Annotated in this window: 27 protein-coding genes, 1 riboswitch and 2 other annotated features; of the genes, 22 read left to right on the forward strand and 5 right to left on the reverse strand. The window is 37.0% G+C overall.

Annotation, left to right across the window (positions count from 1 at the left end):
- From pstA to EW028_RS08795, 7 genes are all read left to right on the forward strand, one after another.
- Positions 1–879, forward strand: coding sequence for a phosphate ABC transporter permease PstA (gene pstA, locus EW028_RS08765; RefSeq protein WP_048392246.1), 879 nt, complete (start codon positions 1–3; stop codon positions 877–879).
- 12 nt (positions 880–891) lie between these two features.
- Positions 892–1725, forward strand: coding sequence for a phosphate ABC transporter ATP-binding protein PstB (gene pstB, locus EW028_RS08770; RefSeq protein WP_131520599.1), 834 nt, complete (start codon positions 892–894; stop codon positions 1723–1725).
- Between the two features lie 13 nt (positions 1726–1738).
- A complete protein-coding gene (gene phoU / locus EW028_RS08775; RefSeq protein WP_048392248.1) occupies positions 1739–2398 on the forward strand; it encodes a phosphate signaling complex protein PhoU in 660 nt (219 codons plus the stop codon).
- 177 nt (positions 2399–2575) lie between these two features.
- Positions 2576–3448 carry a vWA domain-containing protein gene (locus EW028_RS08780; protein ID WP_131520600.1) on the forward strand — a complete coding sequence of 291 codons (873 nt, stop codon included), beginning with the start codon at positions 2576–2578 and terminating at the stop codon, positions 3446–3448.
- A 77-nt stretch (positions 3449–3525) separates the two neighbouring features.
- A complete protein-coding gene (locus EW028_RS08785; RefSeq protein WP_131520601.1) occupies positions 3526–4596 on the forward strand; it encodes a mechanosensitive ion channel family protein in 1071 nt (356 codons plus the stop codon).
- Positions 4597–4635: 39 nt separating this feature from the next.
- Positions 4636–4846, forward strand: a binding site (T-box leader).
- Between the two features lie 138 nt (positions 4847–4984).
- Entirely contained in the window at positions 4985–6370 is a 1386-nt protein-coding gene (gene trpE / locus EW028_RS08790; protein WP_131520602.1) for an anthranilate synthase component I, read from the forward strand.
- Complete coding sequence (locus EW028_RS08795; RefSeq protein ID WP_131520603.1) at positions 6367–6939, forward strand: anthranilate synthase component II; 573 nt, start codon at positions 6367–6369, stop codon at positions 6937–6939. Before trpE ends, EW028_RS08795 begins: the two co-directional genes overlap by 4 nt.
- A 46-nt stretch (positions 6940–6985) precedes the next feature.
- Here EW028_RS08795 and EW028_RS08800 read toward each other — a convergent pair whose 3' ends face one another.
- Both EW028_RS08800 and EW028_RS08805 read right to left on the reverse strand, forming a co-directional pair.
- Complete coding sequence (locus EW028_RS08800) at positions 6986–7468, reverse strand: hypothetical protein (protein ID WP_131520651.1); 483 nt, start codon at positions 7466–7468, stop codon at positions 6986–6988.
- Positions 7469–7471: 3 nt separating this feature from the next.
- Entirely contained in the window at positions 7472–7894 is a 423-nt protein-coding gene (locus EW028_RS08805; protein ID WP_227744904.1) for a hypothetical protein, read from the reverse strand.
- A gap of 180 nt (positions 7895–8074) precedes the next feature.
- On the opposite strand from EW028_RS08805, the gene rpmG reads away from it, so the two are divergent.
- The 5 genes from rpmG (at position 8075) to tyrS (ending at position 13161) form a co-directional block, all read left to right on the forward strand.
- Entirely contained in the window at positions 8075–8224 is a 150-nt protein-coding gene (gene rpmG / locus EW028_RS08810) for a 50S ribosomal protein L33 (RefSeq protein WP_008408521.1), read from the forward strand.
- A gap of 112 nt (positions 8225–8336) precedes the next feature.
- Entirely contained in the window at positions 8337–8930 is a 594-nt protein-coding gene (locus EW028_RS08815; protein ID WP_131520605.1) for a 5-formyltetrahydrofolate cyclo-ligase, read from the forward strand.
- Complete coding sequence (locus EW028_RS08820; RefSeq protein WP_004231021.1) at positions 8923–9132, forward strand: YqgQ family protein; 210 nt, start codon at positions 8923–8925, stop codon at positions 9130–9132. Before EW028_RS08815 ends, EW028_RS08820 begins: the two co-directional genes overlap by 8 nt.
- A gap of 280 nt (positions 9133–9412) precedes the next feature.
- Complete coding sequence (locus EW028_RS08825; protein WP_131520606.1) at positions 9413–11308, forward strand: LTA synthase family protein; 1896 nt, start codon at positions 9413–9415, stop codon at positions 11306–11308.
- 255 nt (positions 11309–11563) lie between these two features.
- Positions 11564–11805, forward strand: a binding site (T-box leader).
- A 141-nt stretch (positions 11806–11946) separates the two neighbouring features.
- Positions 11947–13161 (forward strand): tyrosine--tRNA ligase, encoded by a 1215-nt coding sequence (gene tyrS, locus EW028_RS08830; RefSeq protein WP_131520607.1) that lies wholly within the window; start codon positions 11947–11949, stop codon positions 13159–13161.
- A 55-nt stretch (positions 13162–13216) separates the two neighbouring features.
- Here tyrS and EW028_RS08835 read toward each other — a convergent pair whose 3' ends face one another.
- On the reverse strand, positions 13217–13396 hold the full coding sequence (locus tag EW028_RS08835; RefSeq protein WP_004231029.1) for a DUF2759 domain-containing protein: 180 nt from the start codon (positions 13394–13396) through the stop codon (positions 13217–13219).
- 169 nt (positions 13397–13565) lie between these two features.
- Between EW028_RS08835 and EW028_RS08840 the strand changes: the two genes are divergently transcribed.
- The gene (locus tag EW028_RS08840; protein WP_131520608.1) at positions 13566–14210 is read left to right on the forward strand and encodes an MBL fold metallo-hydrolase; all 645 of its coding nucleotides are present in this window, start codon (positions 13566–13568) and stop codon (positions 14208–14210) included.
- A gap of 75 nt (positions 14211–14285) precedes the next feature.
- On the opposite strand, the gene EW028_RS08845 is transcribed toward EW028_RS08840, so the two are convergent.
- The gene (locus EW028_RS08845) at positions 14286–14528 is read right to left on the reverse strand and encodes a DUF2626 family protein (RefSeq protein ID WP_004231035.1); all 243 of its coding nucleotides are present in this window, start codon (positions 14526–14528) and stop codon (positions 14286–14288) included.
- 117 nt (positions 14529–14645) lie between these two features.
- Positions 14646–15356 (reverse strand): helix-turn-helix transcriptional regulator, encoded by a 711-nt coding sequence (locus EW028_RS08850; protein ID WP_131520609.1) that lies wholly within the window; start codon positions 15354–15356, stop codon positions 14646–14648.
- Positions 15357–15683: 327 nt separating this feature from the next.
- On the opposite strand from EW028_RS08850, the gene comGA reads away from it, so the two are divergent.
- From comGA to gcvT, 9 genes are all read left to right on the forward strand, one after another.
- Entirely contained in the window at positions 15684–16703 is a 1020-nt protein-coding gene (gene comGA / locus EW028_RS08855) for a competence type IV pilus ATPase ComGA (RefSeq protein WP_131520610.1), read from the forward strand.
- On the forward strand, positions 16678–17751 hold the full coding sequence (gene comGB, locus EW028_RS08860; protein WP_131520611.1) for a competence type IV pilus assembly protein ComGB: 1074 nt from the start codon (positions 16678–16680) through the stop codon (positions 17749–17751). The genes comGA and comGB overlap by 26 nt, the downstream gene beginning before the upstream one ends.
- Positions 17752–17761: 10 nt before the next feature.
- On the forward strand, positions 17762–18100 hold the full coding sequence (comGC, locus tag EW028_RS08865; RefSeq protein WP_131520612.1) for a competence type IV pilus major pilin ComGC: 339 nt from the start codon (positions 17762–17764) through the stop codon (positions 18098–18100).
- The gene (comGD, locus tag EW028_RS08870; protein WP_131520613.1) at positions 18100–18537 is read left to right on the forward strand and encodes a competence type IV pilus minor pilin ComGD; all 438 of its coding nucleotides are present in this window, start codon (positions 18100–18102) and stop codon (positions 18535–18537) included. Before comGC ends, comGD begins: the two co-directional genes overlap by 1 nt.
- Positions 18530–18844: a hypothetical protein gene (locus EW028_RS08875; RefSeq protein ID WP_131520614.1), complete on the forward strand. Its 315-nt coding sequence runs from the start codon at positions 18530–18532 to the stop codon at positions 18842–18844. Before comGD ends, EW028_RS08875 begins: the two co-directional genes overlap by 8 nt.
- A complete protein-coding gene (gene comGF, locus EW028_RS08880) occupies positions 18841–19266 on the forward strand; it encodes a competence type IV pilus minor pilin ComGF (protein ID WP_131520615.1) in 426 nt (141 codons plus the stop codon). Before EW028_RS08875 ends, comGF begins: the two co-directional genes overlap by 4 nt.
- Before the next feature lie 16 nt (positions 19267–19282).
- Positions 19283–19444: a hypothetical protein gene (locus tag EW028_RS08885; RefSeq protein WP_225340350.1), complete on the forward strand. Its 162-nt coding sequence runs from the start codon at positions 19283–19285 to the stop codon at positions 19442–19444.
- A gap of 20 nt (positions 19445–19464) precedes the next feature.
- Positions 19465–19980, forward strand: a complete 516-nt coding sequence (locus EW028_RS08890; protein ID WP_004231053.1) for a shikimate kinase — start codon at positions 19465–19467, stop codon at positions 19978–19980.
- A 144-nt stretch (positions 19981–20124) separates the two neighbouring features.
- A riboswitch (glycine riboswitch) is annotated at positions 20125–20217 on the forward strand.
- Between the two features lie 248 nt (positions 20218–20465).
- On the forward strand, positions 20466–21569 hold the full coding sequence (gene gcvT, locus EW028_RS08895; RefSeq protein WP_131520616.1) for a glycine cleavage system aminomethyltransferase GcvT: 1104 nt from the start codon (positions 20466–20468) through the stop codon (positions 21567–21569).
- Positions 21570–21587 lie beyond the last annotated feature (18 nt).

The raw sequence follows: 21587 nt of genomic DNA on the forward strand, positions 1-21587 counted from the left end.
ATGCGCTATATGGATGACACGGTCGTCATGAAACGAATGACAAAGCGTATTACAGCAAATAAAGTTTGGAAAACGCTCTTTTTCTTAGCTACTACGTTTGCACTTGTTGCTTTAGCTATTTTACTGTACCGCATTGTGACACAGGGGATTGATTACTTAAATATCGATTTCTTGACGAATTTTGCCTCACGATTTGCGGATAAGGCAGGTATCAAAGCTGCTTTAATCGGTTCGCTTTGGTTAATGGCAGTTGTAGCACCAGTATCAATTATTTTAGGAGTTGGTACTGCGATTTATTTAGAGGAGTATGCCAAGAAAAATAAAATCAATGACTTTATTCGCATGAATATATCGAATCTAGCAGGTGTTCCTTCCATTGTTTTTGGATTACTTGGATTAACTATTTTTGTACGTATGATGGGTCTAGGAAAAAGTATTTTAGCTGCTGGCTTTACAATGAGTTTGTTAATTTTACCTGTTATCATTGTAGCGGCTCAAGAGGCTATTCGTGCAGTGCCAAACGAACAACGTGAAGCTTCATATGGCATGGGTGCAACGAAATGGCAAACGATTTTGCGTGTTGTATTGCCAGCTGCCATCCCAGGTATTTTAACAGGAAGTATTTTAGCCTTATCTCGTGCCATTGGAGAAACAGCTCCACTAGTTGTAATTGGAATTCCAGTTATCCTGCAGTTTTTACCGAATGGCTTGCTGAGTCAATTTACAGCATTACCAATGCAAATCTATGATTGGGCAAAACGACCACAAGAAGCCTTTCAGTATGTAGCAGCAGCAGGTATTTTAGTGCTTATGACAGTGCTGCTATTAATGAATTCGATCGCCATCTATATCCGAAATAAATTCCAAAAACGTTATTAATGAGGTGACCTTATGGTAGTAGATTTTAAAGAGGAAAAAACAATTGTCAAACGGAATCAGGCAACGACTAAGTCTGTAGCAGATGTGGCGAAAAATATTGTCTATGATACACGCGATTTAAACTTATGGTATGGTGATCATCATGGTTTAAAAGATGTTAATTTAAGCATCTATGAAAATGAAGTAACGGCTATTATTGGACCATCTGGCTGTGGGAAATCTACGTATCTAAAAACATTAAACCGCATGGTTGAACTTGTACCAATCGTACGTACATCAGGAGAAATTTTATATCGTGAGCGAAATATTTTAGATAAAAACTATACGGTAGAGGAATTAAGAACACGTGTAGGTATGGTATTCCAAAAGCCAAACCCGTTTCCAAAATCTATTTATGATAACATTGCCTATGGACCAAGAATTCATGGCATTAAAAATAAAAAAATTCTCGATGAAATTGTGGAGAAATCATTAAGAGGGGCAGCCATTTGGGACGAGGTAAAAGACCGTTTGAATCAAAATGCCTACGGATTATCAGGTGGTCAGCAACAACGTATTTGTATTGCACGTTGCTTAGCGATTGAGCCTGATGTCATCTTAATGGATGAGCCAACATCTGCCTTGGACCCGATTTCTACGTTGAAAGTGGAAGAGCTGGTCCAAGAACTGAAAAAGGATTATTCCATTGTCATCGTGACACATAATATGCAGCAAGCGGCACGTATTTCTGATCGTACAGCATTCTTCCTAAGTGGAGAGGTTGTCGAATACGATAAAACGGATGTTATTTTCCAAACACCAGCAGATCAACGTACAGAAGACTATATTTCGGGACGTTTCGGCTAAGGAGGAGCAATGAATGATCGTACGTGAACGTTTTGAACAAGAGTTAAAAGAGGTACAGGGGCAATTTCTTGCCATTGCCAATAGCAGTATCCTTGCATTAAAAACAGCTTTTGAAGCATTGGTAGAGCAGGATTTAGAAAAGTCTTTGAAAATTTTGGAGGACGATTTAATCATTAATCGCCTTGAAGAAGAAATTAATGACCATGTGATCCTAATGATTGCCAAGCAACAACCAGTAGCAACAGATTTACGCCGTCTCATGGTTCTCGTAAAGGCAGCTTCAGATATGGAAAGAGTAGGGGACTATGCGGTTAATATAGCTAAAGAAGCAATTCGAATTGGTAAGGAGCCAATGATATTCCCAATAACAAATCTCCAAACCATGTGCAATAAAACAGTAGAAATGCTAGAGAGCATCATGAAGGCCTTTACTGAGGAAGATACGGTACGCGCTAAAGAGATTGCAGAGTTAGATGATTACGTGGACGATTTATACGGGGCAACGATCACCCTTTTACTCCGTGCTGGGGTAGAAAACCCCTCCCATATTTCACAGATTACGCACCTAACATTTATTTGCCGCTATTTAGAGCGTTCTGCTGATCATGCTACAAATATTGCTGAACATCTATTTTACTTAGTAAAAGGCAAACATTATGAATTAAATAATTAAGAAAGAAGAGCTGCGTTTTAGCTCTTTTTTTCATTTGCAGAAAAAAATCTCCTGAAGCAGCAACATTGTCTTTGGCTGTAGCGTCTTTATAGCAAGCGTTTTTGTATTGTCAAAAATTTTTTTTGGTTATACTATAGACATTATCCAAAAAATGTGGTGCTTAGGAGGTGCTGCTATATGAAAGATGCAATTGAATCCCTCATCAAGCAATTTGACAAGCAGTTGACAATAGAACAACTTGACTATTTACGTTTTCTCTATGAAAACCTACATATAGAGGAGTTAAGTGAAGGGGAACAACATTATTTTATCGATTATTTTTTCAAGAGTGAGCCATTACGAAATATGGCAGCATTTGCTCTGGAATTGACGGATATCATGCATGAAATCCAAGAGAATATGCCTGCTATTGAGAAGGCAGAACGCTTAGCAAATGGCAAAGAGCAACGCCAGTATTATGAACGAAAATGGTCAGAGCTTAGACGTCAAAAGCTGAAGCAACAGACAACGAAAAGCGGCAATATTTACTATGTACCCTTTCATGATTATCAACAAGACCCTGGCCCGATGATTATTTGTTTAGAACAAACGACAGGAATGGCCGCTTATTCTGAGATTTGTAAAAGTATGATTTTAGCGTTATTTATGAGTGCACATCGAGAAGGCCGTGATTTATACATTGTACCGTATGATCGGCAAATTCATGTCCACTACCGCTTTGAAAATGGTCATTTAAATTTAGCTGATTTTAAAAGTTTTATCGAATATAAGGCAAAGGGAGAGGCAGCCATTTTACCTGTTTTACAATTTGTGAAAGCATTGCTACAGGAAAATCAATTAGGTACAGAAGCAGATGTCATTATTTTTACAGAAGGAGCACCTATTGATGGGCAGCATCTCGTTGGCAAGCAAGCAAAAATGATGCTAAAGGAAATGAAGCAAAAATATCATGCTGAATTTTCGGTAATTGCCATGCATGAACATAACTTTAATAAACAGCAATTTTGGTTTGCTAGTAGGGCTTTTTTTGCAGATGATGCCATACAATAACAAGAACGGGGCTAACCATTACTGAAGGTCGGCTCCTTTTTGCTGGCGATACATAGGTAGTTATAAAGGAGAAATACATGGATTCATTACATTGGTTATTACCTAAATTTACAGTCCCAACCTGGCTAGATGGCTTAATTGCTGTCATTATTTGTTTAGTAGGGTGGCTTATTCAACGATTCATCATCAAAAAAATTATTCATCGTGTTGTGCTATTTTTAAAAGATCGTCAGCGCAATTTCCAAGCAAATGTACTGGCTCAATTTAGTAAAGCAATTGGCTATGCCTTTATGACGACGGTCATTGTGCTAAGCTTATCTTATTTAATAAAAGTCCCTTTATTTACACATCCATCAACAAAGAATTTTGTATTGTCTATTATGGTGTTTCTTGCTTTTAAAGGGATTTATGATGTTTTGAATTTTTATACGAAACAACCATTTGAATTAACGAGCGAAGAGGATCAGAATGTTTTATTACCGTTTTTTCTACGAATCGGTAAAGTACTTATCATGATTTTTGCTATGTTTACGATTGCTTCCTTTTGGGATTTTAATCTGAATGGCTTTTTAACTGGAATCGGCTTAACGGGTGTGGCGATTGCCTTTGGGATTCGCGATACACTAGCGCATGTATTTGGTGGCATGTCCGTAGCTTTAGATAATCCATTCCAAATAGGAGATTGGATTGCGACAGAGGACCAAAAAATTGAAGGAACGATTGAGGATATCAATTTAAGAAGTACGTTAATTCAAACAGGCGATAAAGGACTTGTGTATGTGCCGAACTCCTATTTAGTGAATCGTCCTCTTTATAATTTATCTAAACGAGAAAAACGGAAGTGTGAGCAATTTTTATATATCGCTGCTGATAATGATGAGGAAGACATACGTAGCGCTTTAACGGCCATTCATAAGGAAATTTATTTACATGCTAAAACAGAGAAAGACATGATTCATGTATTTATAGATGAATTTCATCATGATTCGTATCGCGTGCTTGTTCGATTCTTTGTTGCCACAAATGATACTGCTGTTATGCTGGAAGTGCGGCAGGATATTTTATTTGCGATTCGTCAAATAATGGAGGAGCTATCGATTACATTAGCTAGCCATCCTGAAGAAGAAAGTCTGCGAAATAAAAAATAAATTGAATTGTAAGATAGTTTGCTTTACAATATTACCAAGAAATCAGCTTTGATGAAGAGTAGTAGCTAGTACAATTTGTTATAGAGAGCTAGTGGTTGGTGAAAACTAGTACAAATGTTTAGTGAATGGACTTCGGAGCTCTAATCCTGAAAAAAGTACGGATTAGCGGATGCCTACGTTACAAGGCTTAGAGAGGGTTTTCCTATCAGGAGACCAATGAAGGTGGCACCACGGCTTTTCCGTCCTTTTGTGATGGAAAGGCCTTTTTATATTTTTTTCTTTAGACGGCAAATGTTTTAGCTGAATGAAGAGAAAGCCTTTAGCAGATTTCTGCTGCTAAAGATAGATGAGGTGTAGATGAGAAGAGCTTAGAGAAGGAGAGAAGAGTATGACAGTTGAGCTTAGAAAGTATGCTATGAAAGTATTACAGGGGGATATGATGACCCCGATCTCTGTGTATCAATCACTGAAAGGGCAGCATAAAATGTTGTTCGAATCCTCAGCGAAACATGAGGAAAGTGGGCGATATTCCTTTATCGCCATCAATCCAGTGGCTGAACTAAAAGGAAACAATGAAGAATTCGTGTTTTCAAAAGGAGCAGAAAATGACAAGGCTAGGGGCAATGTGCTTGATCGATTAAAAGAACTAATACCCTTTCATGAAGAAAGCTATCCTTTTGCTTTCTTTGGAGGAGCGATAGGTGTCTTTGGCTATGAAACAGCATTTTACACAGAAAAAATAGGGGACTATTTACAGGATGATTTAGCTATGCCTGATGTTCATGTTTTTTTCTATGATACATTTATTGTTTTTGATCATCTAACACAGGAAATTACACTAGCTTCGATTGATCTATTTCAGGATGGGCGTTCATTAGAGGAGATGGAAGCTGCTATTACAACGATGGAGCAACAGCTTTGTGCAGGTACGACCTTTGAGGCATTAAAGGTGGATGAGCTACAGTTTAAGCCTATGATTTCAAAGGAACGATTTGTTGCTTTGGTGGAACGTGCTAAGCAGCATATTTTGAGAGGTGATATTTTCCAAATTGTGTTATCGCAACGTTTTTCTGCGCCGTTTACAGGTTCGCCATTTTCGCTCTATCGTCAATTGCGCACGTCTAACCCGTCACCCTATATGTTTTATATGGATTATGGTGACTATGTTATTTTAGGAACATCTCCTGAAAGTCTTGTAAAGGTAAAAAATCGAAAAGTGACAACCAACCCAATAGCAGGTACAAAGCCGCGTGGCATGACAATAGAACAGGATGAAGCAATCGCAAATGCGCTATTAGAGGATAGCAAGGAAATAGCTGAACACCGTATGTTAGTGGATTTAGGTCGCAATGATCTTGGTCGTATTGCAAAAGTCGGTTCCGTCAAGCTAACTAAATATATGAAAATAGAGCGCTATAAATATGTGATGCATATGGTATCTGAGGTGATTGCCGAATTGCGAGATGACCTCCATGTTCTGGATGTACTTCGTGTTTGTTTACCTGCTGGCACAGTGTCAGGGGCGCCAAAAATTCGGGCCATGCAACTGATTAATGAATTAGAACCAGTAAAGCGTGGGGTATATGCGGGAGCAGTAGGCTACATTTCGACAACTGGTGATATGGACTTGGCCCTCGCGATTCGCACGATGCTCATTAAGGATCAAAAGGCACATGTACAGGCAGGAGCAGGTATTGTTTATGATTCGATTCCATTGTCAGAATATGAAGAAACACTGAATAAGGCACGTGCCCTATTGGAGGTAAAAAAATGATTTTAATAATAGATAACTACGATTCTTTTACCTATAATTTATTTCAACAAATCAGTATGCTTGGAAAAAGCGTCAAGGTTGTACGAAATGATGCCATTACTATAGAAGAAATTCAAAAACTATCGCCAGAAGCCATCATTTTATCACCAGGGCCAGGAACGCCAAATGAAGCAGGGATAACGATAGAGGTCATCAAGGAACTCTATCAAAAATTCCCTATTTTAGGTATTTGTCTTGGGCACCAATCGATAGGGCTGGCTTTTGGCGCAAATATTGTGCAGGCCAAAAACATTATGCACGGAAAGCTGTCCCCATTACAATACGAGCAAACGGGTTTATTTGCCAAATTAGATGGAGATATCGAGGTTATGCGCTATCATTCACTTATTATTGAAGAACAAACTTTACACATGGATTTTAAGATACTCGCAACAGCGGGGGATGACGGAGAGATTATGGCCATCCAACATAAAGAATATCCTCTTTATGGGCTGCAGTTTCATCCCGAATCAATTGGCACAAAAGAAGGCAGTATGATGATGCAAGCCTTTCTAGAAAGTTTAGCGTAATAAAAAAGCTGTCGCCTCATATCTGAATGGGCGACAGCTTTTTATGTTATTGTTTCTTGCCTGTAATTAAATTAGCTATTTCTTCTAAAGTCATGGAAGAATTGACCTCATAGGAGCCGATTTGTAAGCTTCTAGCATATTTAGGGTTAGCGAGTAGTAACTCCATTTCAACACTATTGGTAATAATGCCACCGTCTTCAAGTTTTTGTGCCACACTATACGGTGTGATACCACTATAGATTTGCAGAGACATCGTTGTAACATCTGTATCCGCTTCTTCATCAGCTTGTTCAGATGCATCTGTTGTCGAAGTTTTTTCAGTCGTATGTACTTGCTTTAATTGATCCTTTAACGAGGCAATTTCTTGATTGGCCTTACTTAATTTGTTTTGTAGTTCTTTTACCTGTTGTTGATTGGAAAATTCCTTGGTAGGAAGACCAATATTTACATCGAAGTGGTTTGCGAGTGCAAGCAATGCCCCAACAAGAAAAATGGCTATACCAAATGCGCGAATGGCAGACATATTCATCAATCAACGCCCCCCGTTTGCAATCACTTGCCGAACTTGCTCTTCTGTTAAATTTGAGCGAATACTAATATCTGCTATAGAAAGACCCTGTTTATTTAATTCAAGTACCTGACTAATAATAATTTGATGAATCGGTTTTGCTTGTGCTGTTGTTTGTCCAACTTTTGCCCCCTGTGCAGCCTGTTGAACAGCCTGCATGACTTGATGCACTTTAGAATCTTGGCCTTTTGGAGGGATACTTGATTTTGATTTCACTTGGAACTCAGGCTCTAGTAAAAGTTCTTCCTCCACAATCTTTAGACGACGCTTTAAATTATTCGTTTCTTGGAAGATGGAGATAGATAATTCTTCGACATCTTGTTCGATTTTTTTCGAGCTATTTTTGAAAAAGAACGAAACGATAATCAGAAAAATGCCAATACTCATTAATACGATGGATAAATCCAATAGCTTCACCTCAATGTAGTATGTAATTATAAGATATTTTACCATATGCAAACTTAATATGAAATGAAGGTAGATTTTTTTTCAGTTTATGTTATAATAGGTTAGTCGTATAAATCATGCTCAAATTTAAATTCTTGATATAGAGTGGGAGGGTTAATGATGCGCGTAAATATTACTTTAGCTTGCACAGATTGCGGCGAACGTAACTACATTTCTAAAAAGAACAAGCGTAACAATCCAGAGCGTCTTGAACTTAAAAAATATTGCTCTCGCGAGAAGAAATACACTCTTCACCGTGAAACTAAGTAATCGCTCATTAAGCCAAAACCACAAGTGGTTTTGGCTTTCTACATTTTATCACATCATTCAATGTAACAATTCCAGGAGGATATGAAGTTTTACGATATAGGAGGTAGCCTAGATGGATAAAACAACTTTACGAAACACGGTACGCCAAGCCCTTGCAACTATGACGGATGAGGACTATCATCGTCAATCATTAGCTGTTTTAAAAAAGGTGCTACAGGAACCATATATAATAGAAGCAAATACAATTGGCATGACCATTTCAAATAAGCCAGAAGTCGACACAATTCTTATAATTGAGGAATTATGGAAACTAGGTAAAAAGGTTGCAGTTCCTAAATGTCACCCGAAAACAAGAGAAATGTCGTTTTTTGCCATTGAATCATTTGCACAGCTTGAAACTGTATATATGCATTTGCGTGAGCCCATTCCAGCAAAAAGTGAGTTTGTTGACGCAAATGAGATGGATATCATTGTTGTACCAGGCGTTGTTTTTGATCCATACGGTTATCGAATCGGCTATGGCGGTGGTTATTATGACCGCTATGTATTAAACTATAAGAAGGGTAAGCTGATGTCGCTGCTCTTTGATGAGCAAATCATTGATTGTGTTCCTACTGAAGCACATGATTGCCCAGTAGATATCATTGTGACGCCCACAAAACGTATTGACTGTGTTGCACAACGAGGAGCGAACGAAAATGGATAAAATGCTAGATATTTATGAACTCTTGAAAACATATGGTACCTATATTTATACACGTGATCCTATTGGCGATTTAATGCTGATGGAGGATGAAATACGTGAGCTCTATAAAGCGAATGTACTAGACATAAAAGATTATCAGATGGCCCTACTGCTTATTCGACAAGAAACAACAAGACTTCGTATGGAAGAGCATAAAAAGTAATGTTTGAAATATAATGTAATTGGGTATTGTAAAATTAATGTAACATGTATGTAATATTCTTAAAAACAGTGGGTTTCCGCTGTTTTTATGTTTTTATGAAACTTTTTACAATGCAAAACGTATATATAGATATCTGGTGCATAGAAAGAGCAGGGTGAAAAAATTTTCCACAAGATATGTGTTGATTATCTGTTAAAAAAGGATTAAGATATATTTTGTTTCCGTAACAAAATGTAAAAAATTATTATTTTTTTGTAAGGAAGTAGGGAGGATGTTAGGAATGAAATCAATAAAGTGGCCTAAACATTCATTTATGATACTAGCAATTATAGCAACTTGGATTAAAACGGTCATTGTTTACCACACAAGCTTTGAAATGAAAATTGAAAATGCAATGCAACAGTTTATTTTATTTATTAATCCATTAAGCTTCTTGCTATTTACGTATGGTTTATCACTATTCTTTAAATCAGCAAAAGCTAGAAATCGTTATTTGATTACGGTCAGCGTTATTTTGTCCATTGTTTTATACGGAAATGTAGCGTTCTATCGATTCTACAATGATTTTATTACGCTACCAGTATTATTCCAAACAAGTAACTTTAGTGACTTAGGAACATCAGTAGCAGCCATTGTTGAGCCTTGGGATGTATTATATTTCGTTGATGTCGTGATCTTAATCTTAGCGAATAAATTTTTACCAAAAATGAAAAATGCATTTAAAGTGAATATTGAATTCCGTCGTGCATTCTTTGTGCTTGCAATAGCAATGACATTCTTAAATTTAGGATTAGCAGAAACTGAGCGTCCACAATTACTAACACGTAGTTTTGACCGCGAATTATTAGTAAAAAACATTGGTACGTACAATTACCACTTGTATGACATTTATATTCAATCTAAATCATCTGCACAACGTGCGTTAGCTGATGGTAGTGAACTAGTAGAAGTGAACAACTATATACGTTCTAATCAGGCTGCTGTAAATCCAGAGATGTTTGGGAAATATAAAGGTCGTAACCTGATTGTGGTATCGATGGAGTCATTACAAAACTTTGTCATTAATAATGACATGAATGGTCATGAAATTACGCCATTCTTAAACTCTTTAACAAAGGATAAAGATACGTATTATTTCAGTAACTTCTATCACCAAACAGGTTTAGGAAAAACATCTGACTCGGAGTTTATTGTTGAAAACTCATTGTTTGGTTTAGGTCGAGGTGCTGTATTCTTCACGCATGGTGGAAATACGTATAATTCAATGGCTGAACGCCTTGGAGAAAATGGATACTTTACAAATGTCATGCACCCTAATAATAAATCATTCTGGAATCGTGACATGATGTATCAATCGTTAAAAATTAATAAATTCTACGATATAGATTCATATACTGTGGAAGAGGGGCAAGCTGTAAACTGGGGAATGAAAGATGTTCCATTCTTAGAGCAATCAGCTGCTTTAATGAAAGATATGCCTCAGCCATTCTACTCTAGACTGATTACTTTAACGAACCATTATCCATTTACATTGGATCCAGAAGATATTATGATTCCTGAATATGATTCAAATTCAGGTACATTAAATCGTTACTTCCAAACAGTACGTTACATGGATGAGGCTTTAAAAGACTTCTTCCAACAGTTAAAAGATCAAGGTGTCTATGATAATTCTATTATTGTGATGTATGGGGATCACTATGGTATTTCTGAGAACCATAATAAAGCAATGGCGCAATATTTAGGAAAAGATCAAATTACACCAATGGATAATGCAATGCTTCAAGAAGTACCTTTATTCATCCATATCCCAGGAGCTGGCGATGGAAAAGAAATGGCTGAGATTTCAGGACAAATGGATTTACGTCCAACGATCTTACACCTTCTTGGCGTTGAAACGTCAAAAGATATGCAAATGGGTGCAGATTTATTCTCTCCAGAGCATGAGGACTTTGTAGTCTTCCGTGATGGACGTTTTATTACAGATAAATACGTCTATGCTGGTGAAGCTTGCTATGACAAAGCAACTGGCGAAGAAATAGATGGTGAGCCATGTCAGTCTTATGCTGATCGTGCTACAATGGAGCTAGAAAATTCTGATGCCATCATTAATGGAGACTTACTTCGCTTCTATGACGAAAAAACAGGTAATTTAAAGCAGGATTCAGTTAAATAATCAAAGAGAGATCTCGTATAGGGATCTCTCTTTTTATATTGCTGATAAAAAGGAATGAGTCTCAAGCATCCATTCATAAAATTTTTGTGAAGCCTATGCTAAAGAAAACACCTTTCGCAATGTTTTACAACACTATGCAACGTGAATACACTTTATTGAACATTTCTTTTTATTGACAAATAGCAAGATACGATTATAATAAGTGTAAATATCTGCATAACGAAGATTTGTTTTTCGCATTTCGGAGTATAAGAGTGAAAGGCATCGAAAAGAACGAGTAACTTTAATGGAACTGACAGAGAGTAGCCGGTTGTTGAGAGGCGCAAGGGGATATTAAAGTGAATACATCTTGGAGCTGCGTACCGAAACTATAGTAGGCTACGACGGGGTTGCATCCGTAATCATTGCAAAAGTATCGCTATGGCTGTACTTGTTGAGGAGAGCTATGTGAATAGCTCTCGAAAAAAGGTGGTAACACGTTTATCTACGTCCTTTAGGAATTTCCTAAAGGCGTTTTTTTTATGCCTTCTAAGCCAAAACGTGTAAAGTGATTAAGGCCTTGTCAACAAAATCGGTACCCCATATACTCTTATAGAACTTGCAATATTAATATTTAATATTACAAGGAGATGTTTCGTATGTTTTTTACACCAAAGGAGCAAATAGCGATTATCAAGAAAGGTGCTAGCAAGATTGTTGATGAACAGGATTTACTTAAAAAATTAGAGCGATCGTATAAAGAACAGCGACCTTTAACGATTAAGCTAGGGCTCGATCCGTCCGCACCAGATATTCATTTAGGTCATGCGGTTGTTCTACGGAAAATCAAGCAAATGCAAGATTTAGGCCATCATGCAGTGATTGTTATCGGTGATTTTACAGGACGAATTGGCGATCCTACAGGTAAAGCTAAGGGGCGAACAGCCTTAAATGACGATATAGTGAAGAAAAACGCCCAAACTTATTGTGAGCAAATTTTTAAAGTACTAGATCCGAACAAGACAACGGTTCGTTTTAATAGTGAATGGTTAGCGAAGCTGTCCTTTGAAGAAGTCATCAAGCTAGCAGCCACAACATCTGTTGCTCGACTTCTAGAGCGCGAAGATTTTCAGAAACGTTACCAACAGCACATCCCAATTGGTATACATGAGTTTTTCTACCCGCTTATGCAAGCATATGATTCAGTAGAACTTGAGGCAGATATAGAGTTAGGTGGAACGGATCAGACGTTCAATATTTTAATGGGACGCACCTTACAAAAGCATCGAGGATTAGAAAAACAAATTGCTATTTTTATGCCCTTACTAGAGGGGTTAGATGGTATTGAAAAAATGAGTAAGAGTTTAGGTAATTATATTGGCATCAATGAAGCACCTGAGATTATGTTTAAAAAGGTGATGGAAGTACCAGATACTTTAATTATCAAATATTTCGAATTAGCAACAGATGAGCATCCACTACACGTGCAGGCTATTCAAGATAGACTACAAAAGGGAGAGAATCCCCGCGATTTGAAATTCCTATTAGCAGAAATTATAACGGCTTTATACCATGGATCTACAGCAGTGGAGGAAGCAAAAGCTTATTTTGAAGCAGCATTTCAAAAAAAGGAAATACCGAAAAACATTCCTATACTGCTCTTAGAAATTGATAAGGAAAGAATCGTGGATATCATTCCACAACTAGTGGCAATGGGTTTTATTCAAAGTAAGAGTGAGTTTTTGAGGGTAATCAAGCAAAAAGGAGTATCCTTGAATGGAGAAAAAATGGCGATGGATGACATATCACAAGTATTAATGAATAATGATGTTCTACAAATCGGCAAGAAGCGGTTTCTTCAATTCAATAAGTAATAATAGACAAAAAAAGAGCAATCTCCTAAGAGACTGCTCTTTTTTTGTCTGAATTTTAGTGTAATTTTGGTGGGTAACCGCTGTGAACAATCGTCATGATGACGAACCATCCGAATACAGCAGCACTTAATAAGTTGAAAACAACGCTTAATAGGTTCTTTTCTTTAATTGCTTGGAATGTACCAAATACAGCTAAAATCGCTACTAGACCAAAAATAACCATTAATAAGTTCATTAAAAATAGACACTCCTTTCGACATCAGAAAATGAATGTCGCAAACAATATTCCTCCTTAATTGTAAACGTTCTACTTGTTTTTGTCGAGGACTAAAATACTGTAAACTATGAACATTTATCGTCAAATTGTGGCAAAGCCTGTATAATAGGAAGTTGAGGTGATAACTATGATGAACGTACGAAGTTATTCTCTTGGTCCCGTCCAAACGAATTGCTATATCGTATCGAATAAAGAAAAAGAATGTATCGTATTTGATCCAGGTGAAGAGGCGGAGCGTCTAATTAAAACAATCCGTAGCAACGGCTTAAAACCTCTTGCTATCTTTTTAACACATGCCCATTTTGATCATATAGGGGCAGTAGATGCAGTGCGTGAGGTATTTGACGTTCCTGTATGGATTCATGAAAAGGAAGTTAGTTGGCTAGCAGATCCAACGAAGAATGGCTCTAGTAAATATCCTGCATTACCAGATTATAGGGTAGCCGCACCAGCGCAAGATACAATCATCAAAAAAGAGCAGCAAATTGAAATAAGTAATTTTGTGTTTCAAGCTGTTTTTACACCTGGGCATTCACCGGGGAGTATTTCTTATATCTTTGAAAATGACGGTTTTGCCATCGTGGGAGATACGTTATTTGAACAAGGTGTAGGACGTACAGATCTATTAGGTGGATCAACCAAAATTTTATTGGAATCTATCCATCATAAACTGTTGACATTACCTGAGGATACTATTATCTATCCTGGACACGGTAATTATACAACGGTAGGTGCAGAAATGGAGACAAATCCTTTTTTAAATGGATTTTAAAATAGGGACAATAAACTGTTTTAGCACATAAAAAAGCGTATCTCACCGAAAGTGAGATACGCGATTTTGTTTGTATTAATGACCGCCACCAGGTACGTGAATGAATGTTGTATAGTACGTGAAGCCAGCGAAGAATACAGTTAAATATGCTCCGAAAATGTACATGTACATACGTTCTGAAAGGTTTAAGAAGCCTAATAATAAGAATAAACCTGTATTACCTAAGAATAATAGCGATACCTCGTTCATACCTCCAAGGTAGAACATAACGGCAAAAATACCTGTCCAGAATGCCATAACTTTATACATATTATCCATGAAATTTCCCCTCCTTTTGCCCACGACACAATAATCTCTTACTCATTATAAATGATATGAAAGGTGTCTGTAAACTGGAACTTCTCCATGTTTGTGACAAACAAATGGATTTTTAATCTAGCTATCGATTTCTGTCACGTTTATTTCATATTTACATAAATCGCAATTATGTATCATACTTTCCATTTGCACAAATTCATTATTCGTAAACAATGCATCTAATTGACCTTTTAAATAGGATTCATGTAATGAACAAACAATTTCAGAATAGGCTGTCAGTTGCTCCTGGAATGGACAATTGAAAATGGAGAAGATAACTTTTTTTCCTTGCTCAGTTTGTTGAATTTGTGGAATATAGCCAATTAAAGCGGCATTGTCCGTTAATAGCTGAAGTTTTTCATCGAAGGAAAGAGAATTACTTACTGTCAATTCAGCACTCATATAATTTTTCATTTGCTGGTAGCCGTCTTGGTAGCTAATTTCCTGGCACTTTGTTAATGCAGATGGACCAAAGTCTTCAATTAATTGTATCGTCCATTTTAATAAACGATCTTCCTCGCGTCTTGGAAAAGTAAGAGATACGCCTTTTTCTGAAGCTTTATAAACACGTCCAGGTCTGCCACCTTTACCTGTTTTTACATAGTCAGCTGTAATAATATTTATTTCTGAAAGCTTCGTTAAATGAAGTCGAGCAACGTTTGGATGGATACCGAATTTATCAGCAATATGTTGTACAGTAACTGTTTTTTTCTCTTGCAATATGTACTCATAAATAGAGTATCTTGTTTCATCCGCTAGTGTACTAGTAATTTTTAATGGATGGATCATGAGCTTCACCTCTTTAATTTATTATAAAAATTATGTTCGTCTACCAAGTGTTAGGAAAATAATCATGTTGATACTATTATATTGTATTATTGAAAAAGATACAGTTCATTTCGGCATAAATATTAATTTTTTCATGTATTTATATTCTTTTTTAGTGGAAAATTGCACTTTATCCACATTTTTATAGCAAAAAACATTTTTGGTAGAAAATTAACTTACAAATTTTTATTTTCTGAAAAGGGCTTTTCTCGTGGCGAGTTCCTCTTTATACTAGGAAATAACGAATAGAGCGGTCATATTCGAATGAACTAAAAGAGAGGTGCATATATGCAGAATTTTGAAACAGTTGTCGAACAAAAATGTGAGCAACTTTTACTAAAGGCCTATCATTTTGGAGCATCCGATTTATTGCTAGTTCCAGGAAACATAAAGTATCGGATCTATTTTCGAAAATATGATAAACTTCTACAAGCTGGTGAGCTACCTTATGAACTTGCAGAAAGAATGATCTCTTACTATAAATTTCTTGCAGAATTAGATATTAGTGAGCGTCGTAAACCTCAAAGCGGTGCCTTTCAAAAGGCAATGGAGCAAAATTCTTATTCGTTTCGAGTATCCACACTTCCTTCTGTATTTTTAAAAGAAAGCTTAATTATTCGTTTACTTCTCCAAAATCATGCATTTCCACTAACTTCCCTAAGCTTTTCCAAAAGCGCAGCTCACCAACTCATGGAGCTGATACAAAACCGACAAGGTCTTCTGTTTTTTACGGGAGCAACAGGCTCTGGCAAGTCTACTTCACTTTATTCCCTCATCCACTACTGTTCCACAGAATTGAATCGACATGTAATCTCTTTAGAAGACCCTGTAGAAAACAGTCAAGCCAATTTACTTCAAATTCAAGTCAACGAGCGAGCAGGCGTTACGTATGCTGCAGGATTAAAAGCCATTTTACGCCATTCACCTGATGTCATTATGATTGGTGAAATTCGCGATAGAGAAACAGCAAATATTGCCATCCAAGCCTCTTTAACAGGGCACTTAGTTGTCTCCACTATTCATGCAAAAGACTCCATTAATTGTCTCTATCGTTTAATGGATTTAGGTGTGTCGATAGAAGAGCTTCGTCAAACGGTTATCGGTATAGTTGCCCAAATGCTTGTTCAAACCTCAGCTATACATGAAGAACGTCGAGCTGTCTATGAGATATTACATGATGACCATCTATCAAGAGCCATCACCGCCATCAAAGATAAGGGCAATTACAAACTTCCTTATGATTTAACATTAATGGGACAAAAAGAATTAGTGGAGAGCCTATATGCAGTTACAAACATACATCGATAAAATGACTCTTTTTTATAATCGGGCTACGAAATGGCGGGTAAAGGAGCAAGCTCAGCTTTTCAATCGTTTATGTGTATTAATGCAGGAAGGATATTTATTTCCCCAAGCTATTTCCATGCTACTACCTCATCATATTGAAGCACATGAGGACATACAACAGCAAATTGATGAAAAGCTCAGACAAGGAGTAGGCGTTGCAGGGATATTTGAAACATTACAGCTAGGGAATCATTATTTAATGGCAATTAAGGTGGCGGAAAACAATGGTCATATGATAGAAGCGTTTGAAGGTGTAGCTAAACAGATAACAGTAAGTGAAAAGACTAAAAAAAAGTTAATCAAGCTGCTGATCTATCCTGTCACACTGATTATCTTTTTATTGTTATTATTTTTTGTGTTTCGTACATTTTTTTTGCCGAACATTGAAAGAATGGTCGGCAGTCGTACCTCTGAAACAGAGGAGACAAGCATTGCATTGTCCAATCTGTTATTGCATGTTCCAGATGTAGTTATCTCGACCATGTTCATAGTAATAGGTAGCGTATTCCTTTTTCGATTCTATCTTAAACGACAAGCTGTTGCTCATCAACTTACAGTCTTATTAAAAATCCCCTTTCTACAACGCTATTTTAGGTTGACTTTGACAAGGCAATTTGCTGCTTATTTAGGAAGCTTACTACAAAGTGGATTTTCATTACAAGCAAGCCTACAGCTATTAGAGGAACAGCAACTACAACCATTTCTTCAAGTTCTTTCACAGCGTATAAAAGATAGAGTCATCTTTGGAGAATCACTCACACAGGCGGTAACGATCATGGCCGTTTTTCAAAAGGACTTTCCGATGTTCGTTGAGCATGGCGAGCACAGCGGTTATTTAGCAAAAGAGTTAATATTGTATAGCGATTTATTAATGGAAAAGCAGGAACAGCTTTTGCAAAAAATATTATCGTTTGTGCAGCCTAGTTTCTTTATCCTTATAGCTGCTTGTATAATAGCGGCTTATATCAGTTTATTATTACCCATCTATCACATGATTGAATTAGTTTAGGAGGAAGATGATGAAACGTCTTAACCAACAAGATGGTTTTACTTTAATTGAGATGCTTATAGTTTTGTTAATTATATCTATTCTTATTTTAATTACAATCCCAAATGTTACAAAGCATTTCGCCACAATAGATAAGAAAGGCTGTACGGCTTATATAAGCATGGTACAAGGTCAAGTAGAGGCGTATCGTGTAGATTATATGGCTTATCCTACCTTAGAGGATTTAGTGGCAAAGGGCTATTTAAAGGAAAATGAAACAACCTGCCCAAATAAAGAAGAAATAGTGATTACTAATGAGGGAGAGGTACGTCCAGCCAATGTCAACTTGGAAACAGGTACGGATAGCTAATGAATGTTCGTAAAAACGGCGGTTTTACCATTCTTGAAATGCTGGTTGTCTTATTTCTTGTTATGAGTTTAACAGCAATTGTTAGTAAATTCTCATTGAAAATAGCAGAAACCAAGGAATTAGAACGATTTTTTACGCAATTACAGCTAGATATTCAATATATTCAAACCTATAGTATGAGCCAACGACAATATATAGCCTTGAAAATGGAAGGTTCAATAAATCGTTATACTATTCAAAAAGATATTTATACTCATTTATATGAACGTTCTTTTCCGAAGGGGGTTGAATTTTTGCCAGCTGAGAGTTCCATTCAAACACTTGTCTATAACTACAGCGGCAATGTGATGTCAGCAGGCACCATGGCATTTAAAACACCACAGGGCAAGAAAAAAGTAATCATAACATTAGGGCGAGGGAGAGCTAGGATTGAATGAGTCAGGCTATTCTTTTGTAGAAACTATTTTAGGTGTGGGTATTTTGATGTTACTTTGTACCTCGTTAATCCCCATTACCTATACGATGAAAACAAATCTTGCTAATAAAAAAATGGAGCTAATTGCAGCTGAAACAGCATACGAAGGTTTAAAACAGTACCATGCGATTCAAGTAACAGAGGGCTCTCGGACCATTGAACAGGTTGCTTATCATTGGATCGTTGACGAACAACAAGTTTGTGTCCAATTTCAAAATTTACAGGAGTCACGCCAAAAATGTATCCAAGTGACAGGTGAAGCCTCGTGAATGAAAAAGGCTATACATTAATAGAAGCTATGTTTCAATTAGTCGTTTTTGTGCTTATTTCTCATTTTTTTGTCCTTATAATACTTTGGTTTGCAGAAATGAAATCAACTATGCTAACAGATGAACAAACAAAGTGGGAACTATTTGTTTCCGACTTGAACCTCTCTCTAAAAGAACTTTCCACCTTTTCCATTCGTGAAGATCAAAAAAGAATAACTTTCCAAACAGCTAATACGCTCCATCATGTTGATTGCTACTCAAATATTATTCGTGAGCAGGTAAAGGGTGGACATGTTCCTATGCTAATAGGAATCAATAAATGTCAATTTAGCTATTCCGAAAATAAGCTGACGGTAGCTGTTGAAATGGCGAGTGGTATTCAAAAGGAGCGAGCCTTTTATGTGCCAATTATTGAAAAATGACAGAGGGGCTATTTTTTTGATCGCAATTGCATTATTATTTTTTGTAACTACTTTTGTTCTTGCGTATTATATGTCTTATGAAATGCAGTATCGAACATATGATGGGCTAGAAAAATTGAATGTTCGAGCTACGATAAATTTATTGGGACAAATTTTGTCAGACAGTGTAGAATCGTAGTTATAAGAAGGTGAATCGAATTGCGAAAAATATATTTAGTTGGTTTTATGGGTAGTGGAAAAAGTGCATTAGGAAGACGCTTAAGCTATTTATTGAAGATGCCATATTATGATATGGATCATGAAATTGTGCGTCAGCAGGGGATGACCATTCCACAGATTTTTGAAAAATACGGTGAGGCCCACTTTCGAGAAATAGAAACAGAATTTTTGAAAAATTTCAGGGACGAGGCTTGCATTATTTCGACTGGTGGTGGCGTTGCCATTAATGCTGAAAATCGAAAAATTATGAGACGCAGTGGATTGGTGTTTTTTTTAGATGCGTCGTTTGAGGATATTTATAAACGAGTTCAGCATGATCCAAATAGACCCATTGTACAGAGCTCTACAAAGGAGGAGCTAGAAAGTCTGTATCACTACAGAAGGAAGTTTTACCGTGATGCAGGTCATATTCAGGTACTGACAGAAGGTAGGACGATTCGCCAAATTCTAGAGTATTTAGTATTTCAAGTGAAAAGGTTAAAAAACGAACGATGAATATATTATGTCAATTTAATGTTCGTGTTTTATTATCTTTTAAAAAATGATTGCCTTTCCAATGCATTTAATGTTAGGATATAGACAAATAAGTAACTAAATGTTCATTGAATACTAAATAGTACCAAGATTTATCTTGGGCGGATGATTGTGCGGGGAGAGAGCGTGTAGACGCCACCGAAGGAGCAAGTAGCAATGGGCTATGAATCTCTCAGGTAAAAGGACTCGTACAAGACGCAACTCTGGAGAGAGCTGTAGTATAACAATAACAGCCACCAAAGGGGAAAGCCGACTGATTGGCAAGGGTAAAGCTTGCGAGCCAGTCTGGTGTAACTTTCAGGTGCAAGGACAGAGAATCCCGAAAAGGGGTTCGTCTGTCTTTTTTTATGTCTATAGCCAGTTTTACGTAATTGATTGTAGGAATACAAAAAGCAGACGAACTACTACCAGTAAAAATGTAACTAACAATAAGGGGGCAAAAAAGAATGGCGAATGAATTAAAACGTACACCTCTATTTGAAGAATACGCGAAATATGGTGCAAAAACAGTTGACTTCGGTGGATGGGAATTACCTGTTCAATTCTCTTCTATTAAAGAAGAACATGATGCAGTGCGTAATCGTGCAGGCTTATTTGATGTATCACATATGGGAGAGATTTTAGTAACTGGTCCCGATGCATTAGGTTTTTTACAAAATCTGTTATCAAATGATGTCTCAAAAATTGTTGACGGTCAAGCGCAGTACACGGCAATGTGCTATGAAGATGGTGGCGTTGTTGATGATTTATTAACATATAAATTAGCTGACAATCACTATTTATTATGTGTCAATGCAGCTAACATTGAAAAAGACTATGATTGGATGATGGAAAATCAACATCAATATGATGTGACGATTGATAACCAATCGGATGCCTACGCACAAATTGCTCTGCAAGGACCATTAGCAGAAGAAGTTCTTCAATCCCTTACTTCAACTGATGTAAGTGCCATTAAATTTTTCCGCTTCCAAGAGAATGTGGAGGTTGCCGGACATAAAGTATTAGTTTCGCGCAGTGGCTACACAGGTGAAGATGGCTTTGAATTATATGGCGCTCCAGAAGACATCAAAGCGCTTTGGGGTAAAATTTTAGAGGCAGGTCAAGAAAAAGGTGTGGTTCCAGCTGGACTAGGATGTCGTGATACACTTCGTTTTGAAGCGGGGCTACCACTATATGGTCAAGAGCTATCAGCAACAATTTCTCCTCTAGAGGCTGGTATTGGCTTCGCTGTGAAATTAAATAAAGAAGGCTTCATTGGTCATGAAGCATTAGTAGCTCAAAAGGAAAATGGTCTACCACGCAAACTTGTAGGCATTGAAATGATTGATAAAGGCATTCCACGCCATGGCTACAAAGTGTTTAAGGATGGTCAAGAAATCGGTGAAGTGACAACTGGTACACAGCTTCCTTCATCAAAACGTAATGTTGGTCACGCATTAATTGACAGTCAATTCGCAACAATCGGAACTGAACTGGAAATTGAAATTCGCGGTAAACACTTAAAGGTAATAACAGTAGAAACACCGTTTTACAAGCGTTCAAAATAATAGTTGAAAAGAGGGACC

The sequence above is a fragment of the Lysinibacillus sp. OL1 genome (assembly GCF_004332175.1).
GTDB classification, from domain to species: Bacteria; Bacillota; Bacilli; order Bacillales_A; family Planococcaceae; genus Lysinibacillus; species Lysinibacillus capsici.

Coding starts and splice junctions, on each gene's coding strand:
- EW028_RS08785 (WP_131520601.1), top strand. CDS start 3,526: ATGGATTCATTACATTGGTTATTACCTAAATTTACAGTCCCAACCTGG.
- comGB (WP_131520611.1), top strand. CDS start 16,678: ATGCAGTTACAAACATACATCGATAAAATGACTCTTTTTTATAATCGG.
- EW028_RS08820 (WP_004231021.1), top strand. CDS start 8,923: ATGGATAAAATGCTAGATATTTATGAACTCTTGAAAACATATGGTACC.
- rpmG (WP_008408521.1), top strand. CDS start 8,075: ATGCGCGTAAATATTACTTTAGCTTGCACAGATTGCGGCGAACGTAAC.
- EW028_RS08815 (WP_131520605.1), top strand. CDS start 8,337: ATGGATAAAACAACTTTACGAAACACGGTACGCCAAGCCCTTGCAACT.
- EW028_RS08805 (WP_227744904.1), bottom strand. CDS start 7,894: ATGAGTATTGGCATTTTTCTGATTATCGTTTCGTTCTTTTTCAAAAAT.
- comGD (WP_131520613.1), top strand. CDS start 18,100: ATGAATGTTCGTAAAAACGGCGGTTTTACCATTCTTGAAATGCTGGTT.
- tyrS (WP_131520607.1), top strand. CDS start 11,947: ATGTTTTTTACACCAAAGGAGCAAATAGCGATTATCAAGAAAGGTGCT.
- EW028_RS08850 (WP_131520609.1), bottom strand. CDS start 15,356: ATGATCCATCCATTAAAAATTACTAGTACACTAGCGGATGAAACAAGA.
- pstA (WP_048392246.1), top strand. CDS start 1: ATGCGCTATATGGATGACACGGTCGTCATGAAACGAATGACAAAGCGT.
- trpE (WP_131520602.1), top strand. CDS start 4,985: ATGACAGTTGAGCTTAGAAAGTATGCTATGAAAGTATTACAGGGGGAT.
- EW028_RS08780 (WP_131520600.1), top strand. CDS start 2,576: ATGAAAGATGCAATTGAATCCCTCATCAAGCAATTTGACAAGCAGTTG.
- EW028_RS08825 (WP_131520606.1), top strand. CDS start 9,413: ATGAAATCAATAAAGTGGCCTAAACATTCATTTATGATACTAGCAATT.
- phoU (WP_048392248.1), top strand. CDS start 1,739: ATGATCGTACGTGAACGTTTTGAACAAGAGTTAAAAGAGGTACAGGGG.
- EW028_RS08845 (WP_004231035.1), bottom strand. CDS start 14,528: ATGGATAATATGTATAAAGTTATGGCATTCTGGACAGGTATTTTTGCC.
- comGA (WP_131520610.1), top strand. CDS start 15,684: ATGCAGAATTTTGAAACAGTTGTCGAACAAAAATGTGAGCAACTTTTA.
- gcvT (WP_131520616.1), top strand. CDS start 20,466: ATGGCGAATGAATTAAAACGTACACCTCTATTTGAAGAATACGCGAAA.
- EW028_RS08800 (WP_131520651.1), bottom strand. CDS start 7,468: ATGAATATGTCTGCCATTCGCGCATTTGGTATAGCCATTTTTCTTGTT.
- comGC (WP_131520612.1), top strand. CDS start 17,762: ATGAAACGTCTTAACCAACAAGATGGTTTTACTTTAATTGAGATGCTT.
- EW028_RS08840 (WP_131520608.1), top strand. CDS start 13,566: ATGATGAACGTACGAAGTTATTCTCTTGGTCCCGTCCAAACGAATTGC.
- EW028_RS08835 (WP_004231029.1), bottom strand. CDS start 13,396: ATGAACTTATTAATGGTTATTTTTGGTCTAGTAGCGATTTTAGCTGTA.
- pstB (WP_131520599.1), top strand. CDS start 892: ATGGTAGTAGATTTTAAAGAGGAAAAAACAATTGTCAAACGGAATCAG.
- EW028_RS08795 (WP_131520603.1), top strand. CDS start 6,367: ATGATTTTAATAATAGATAACTACGATTCTTTTACCTATAATTTATTT.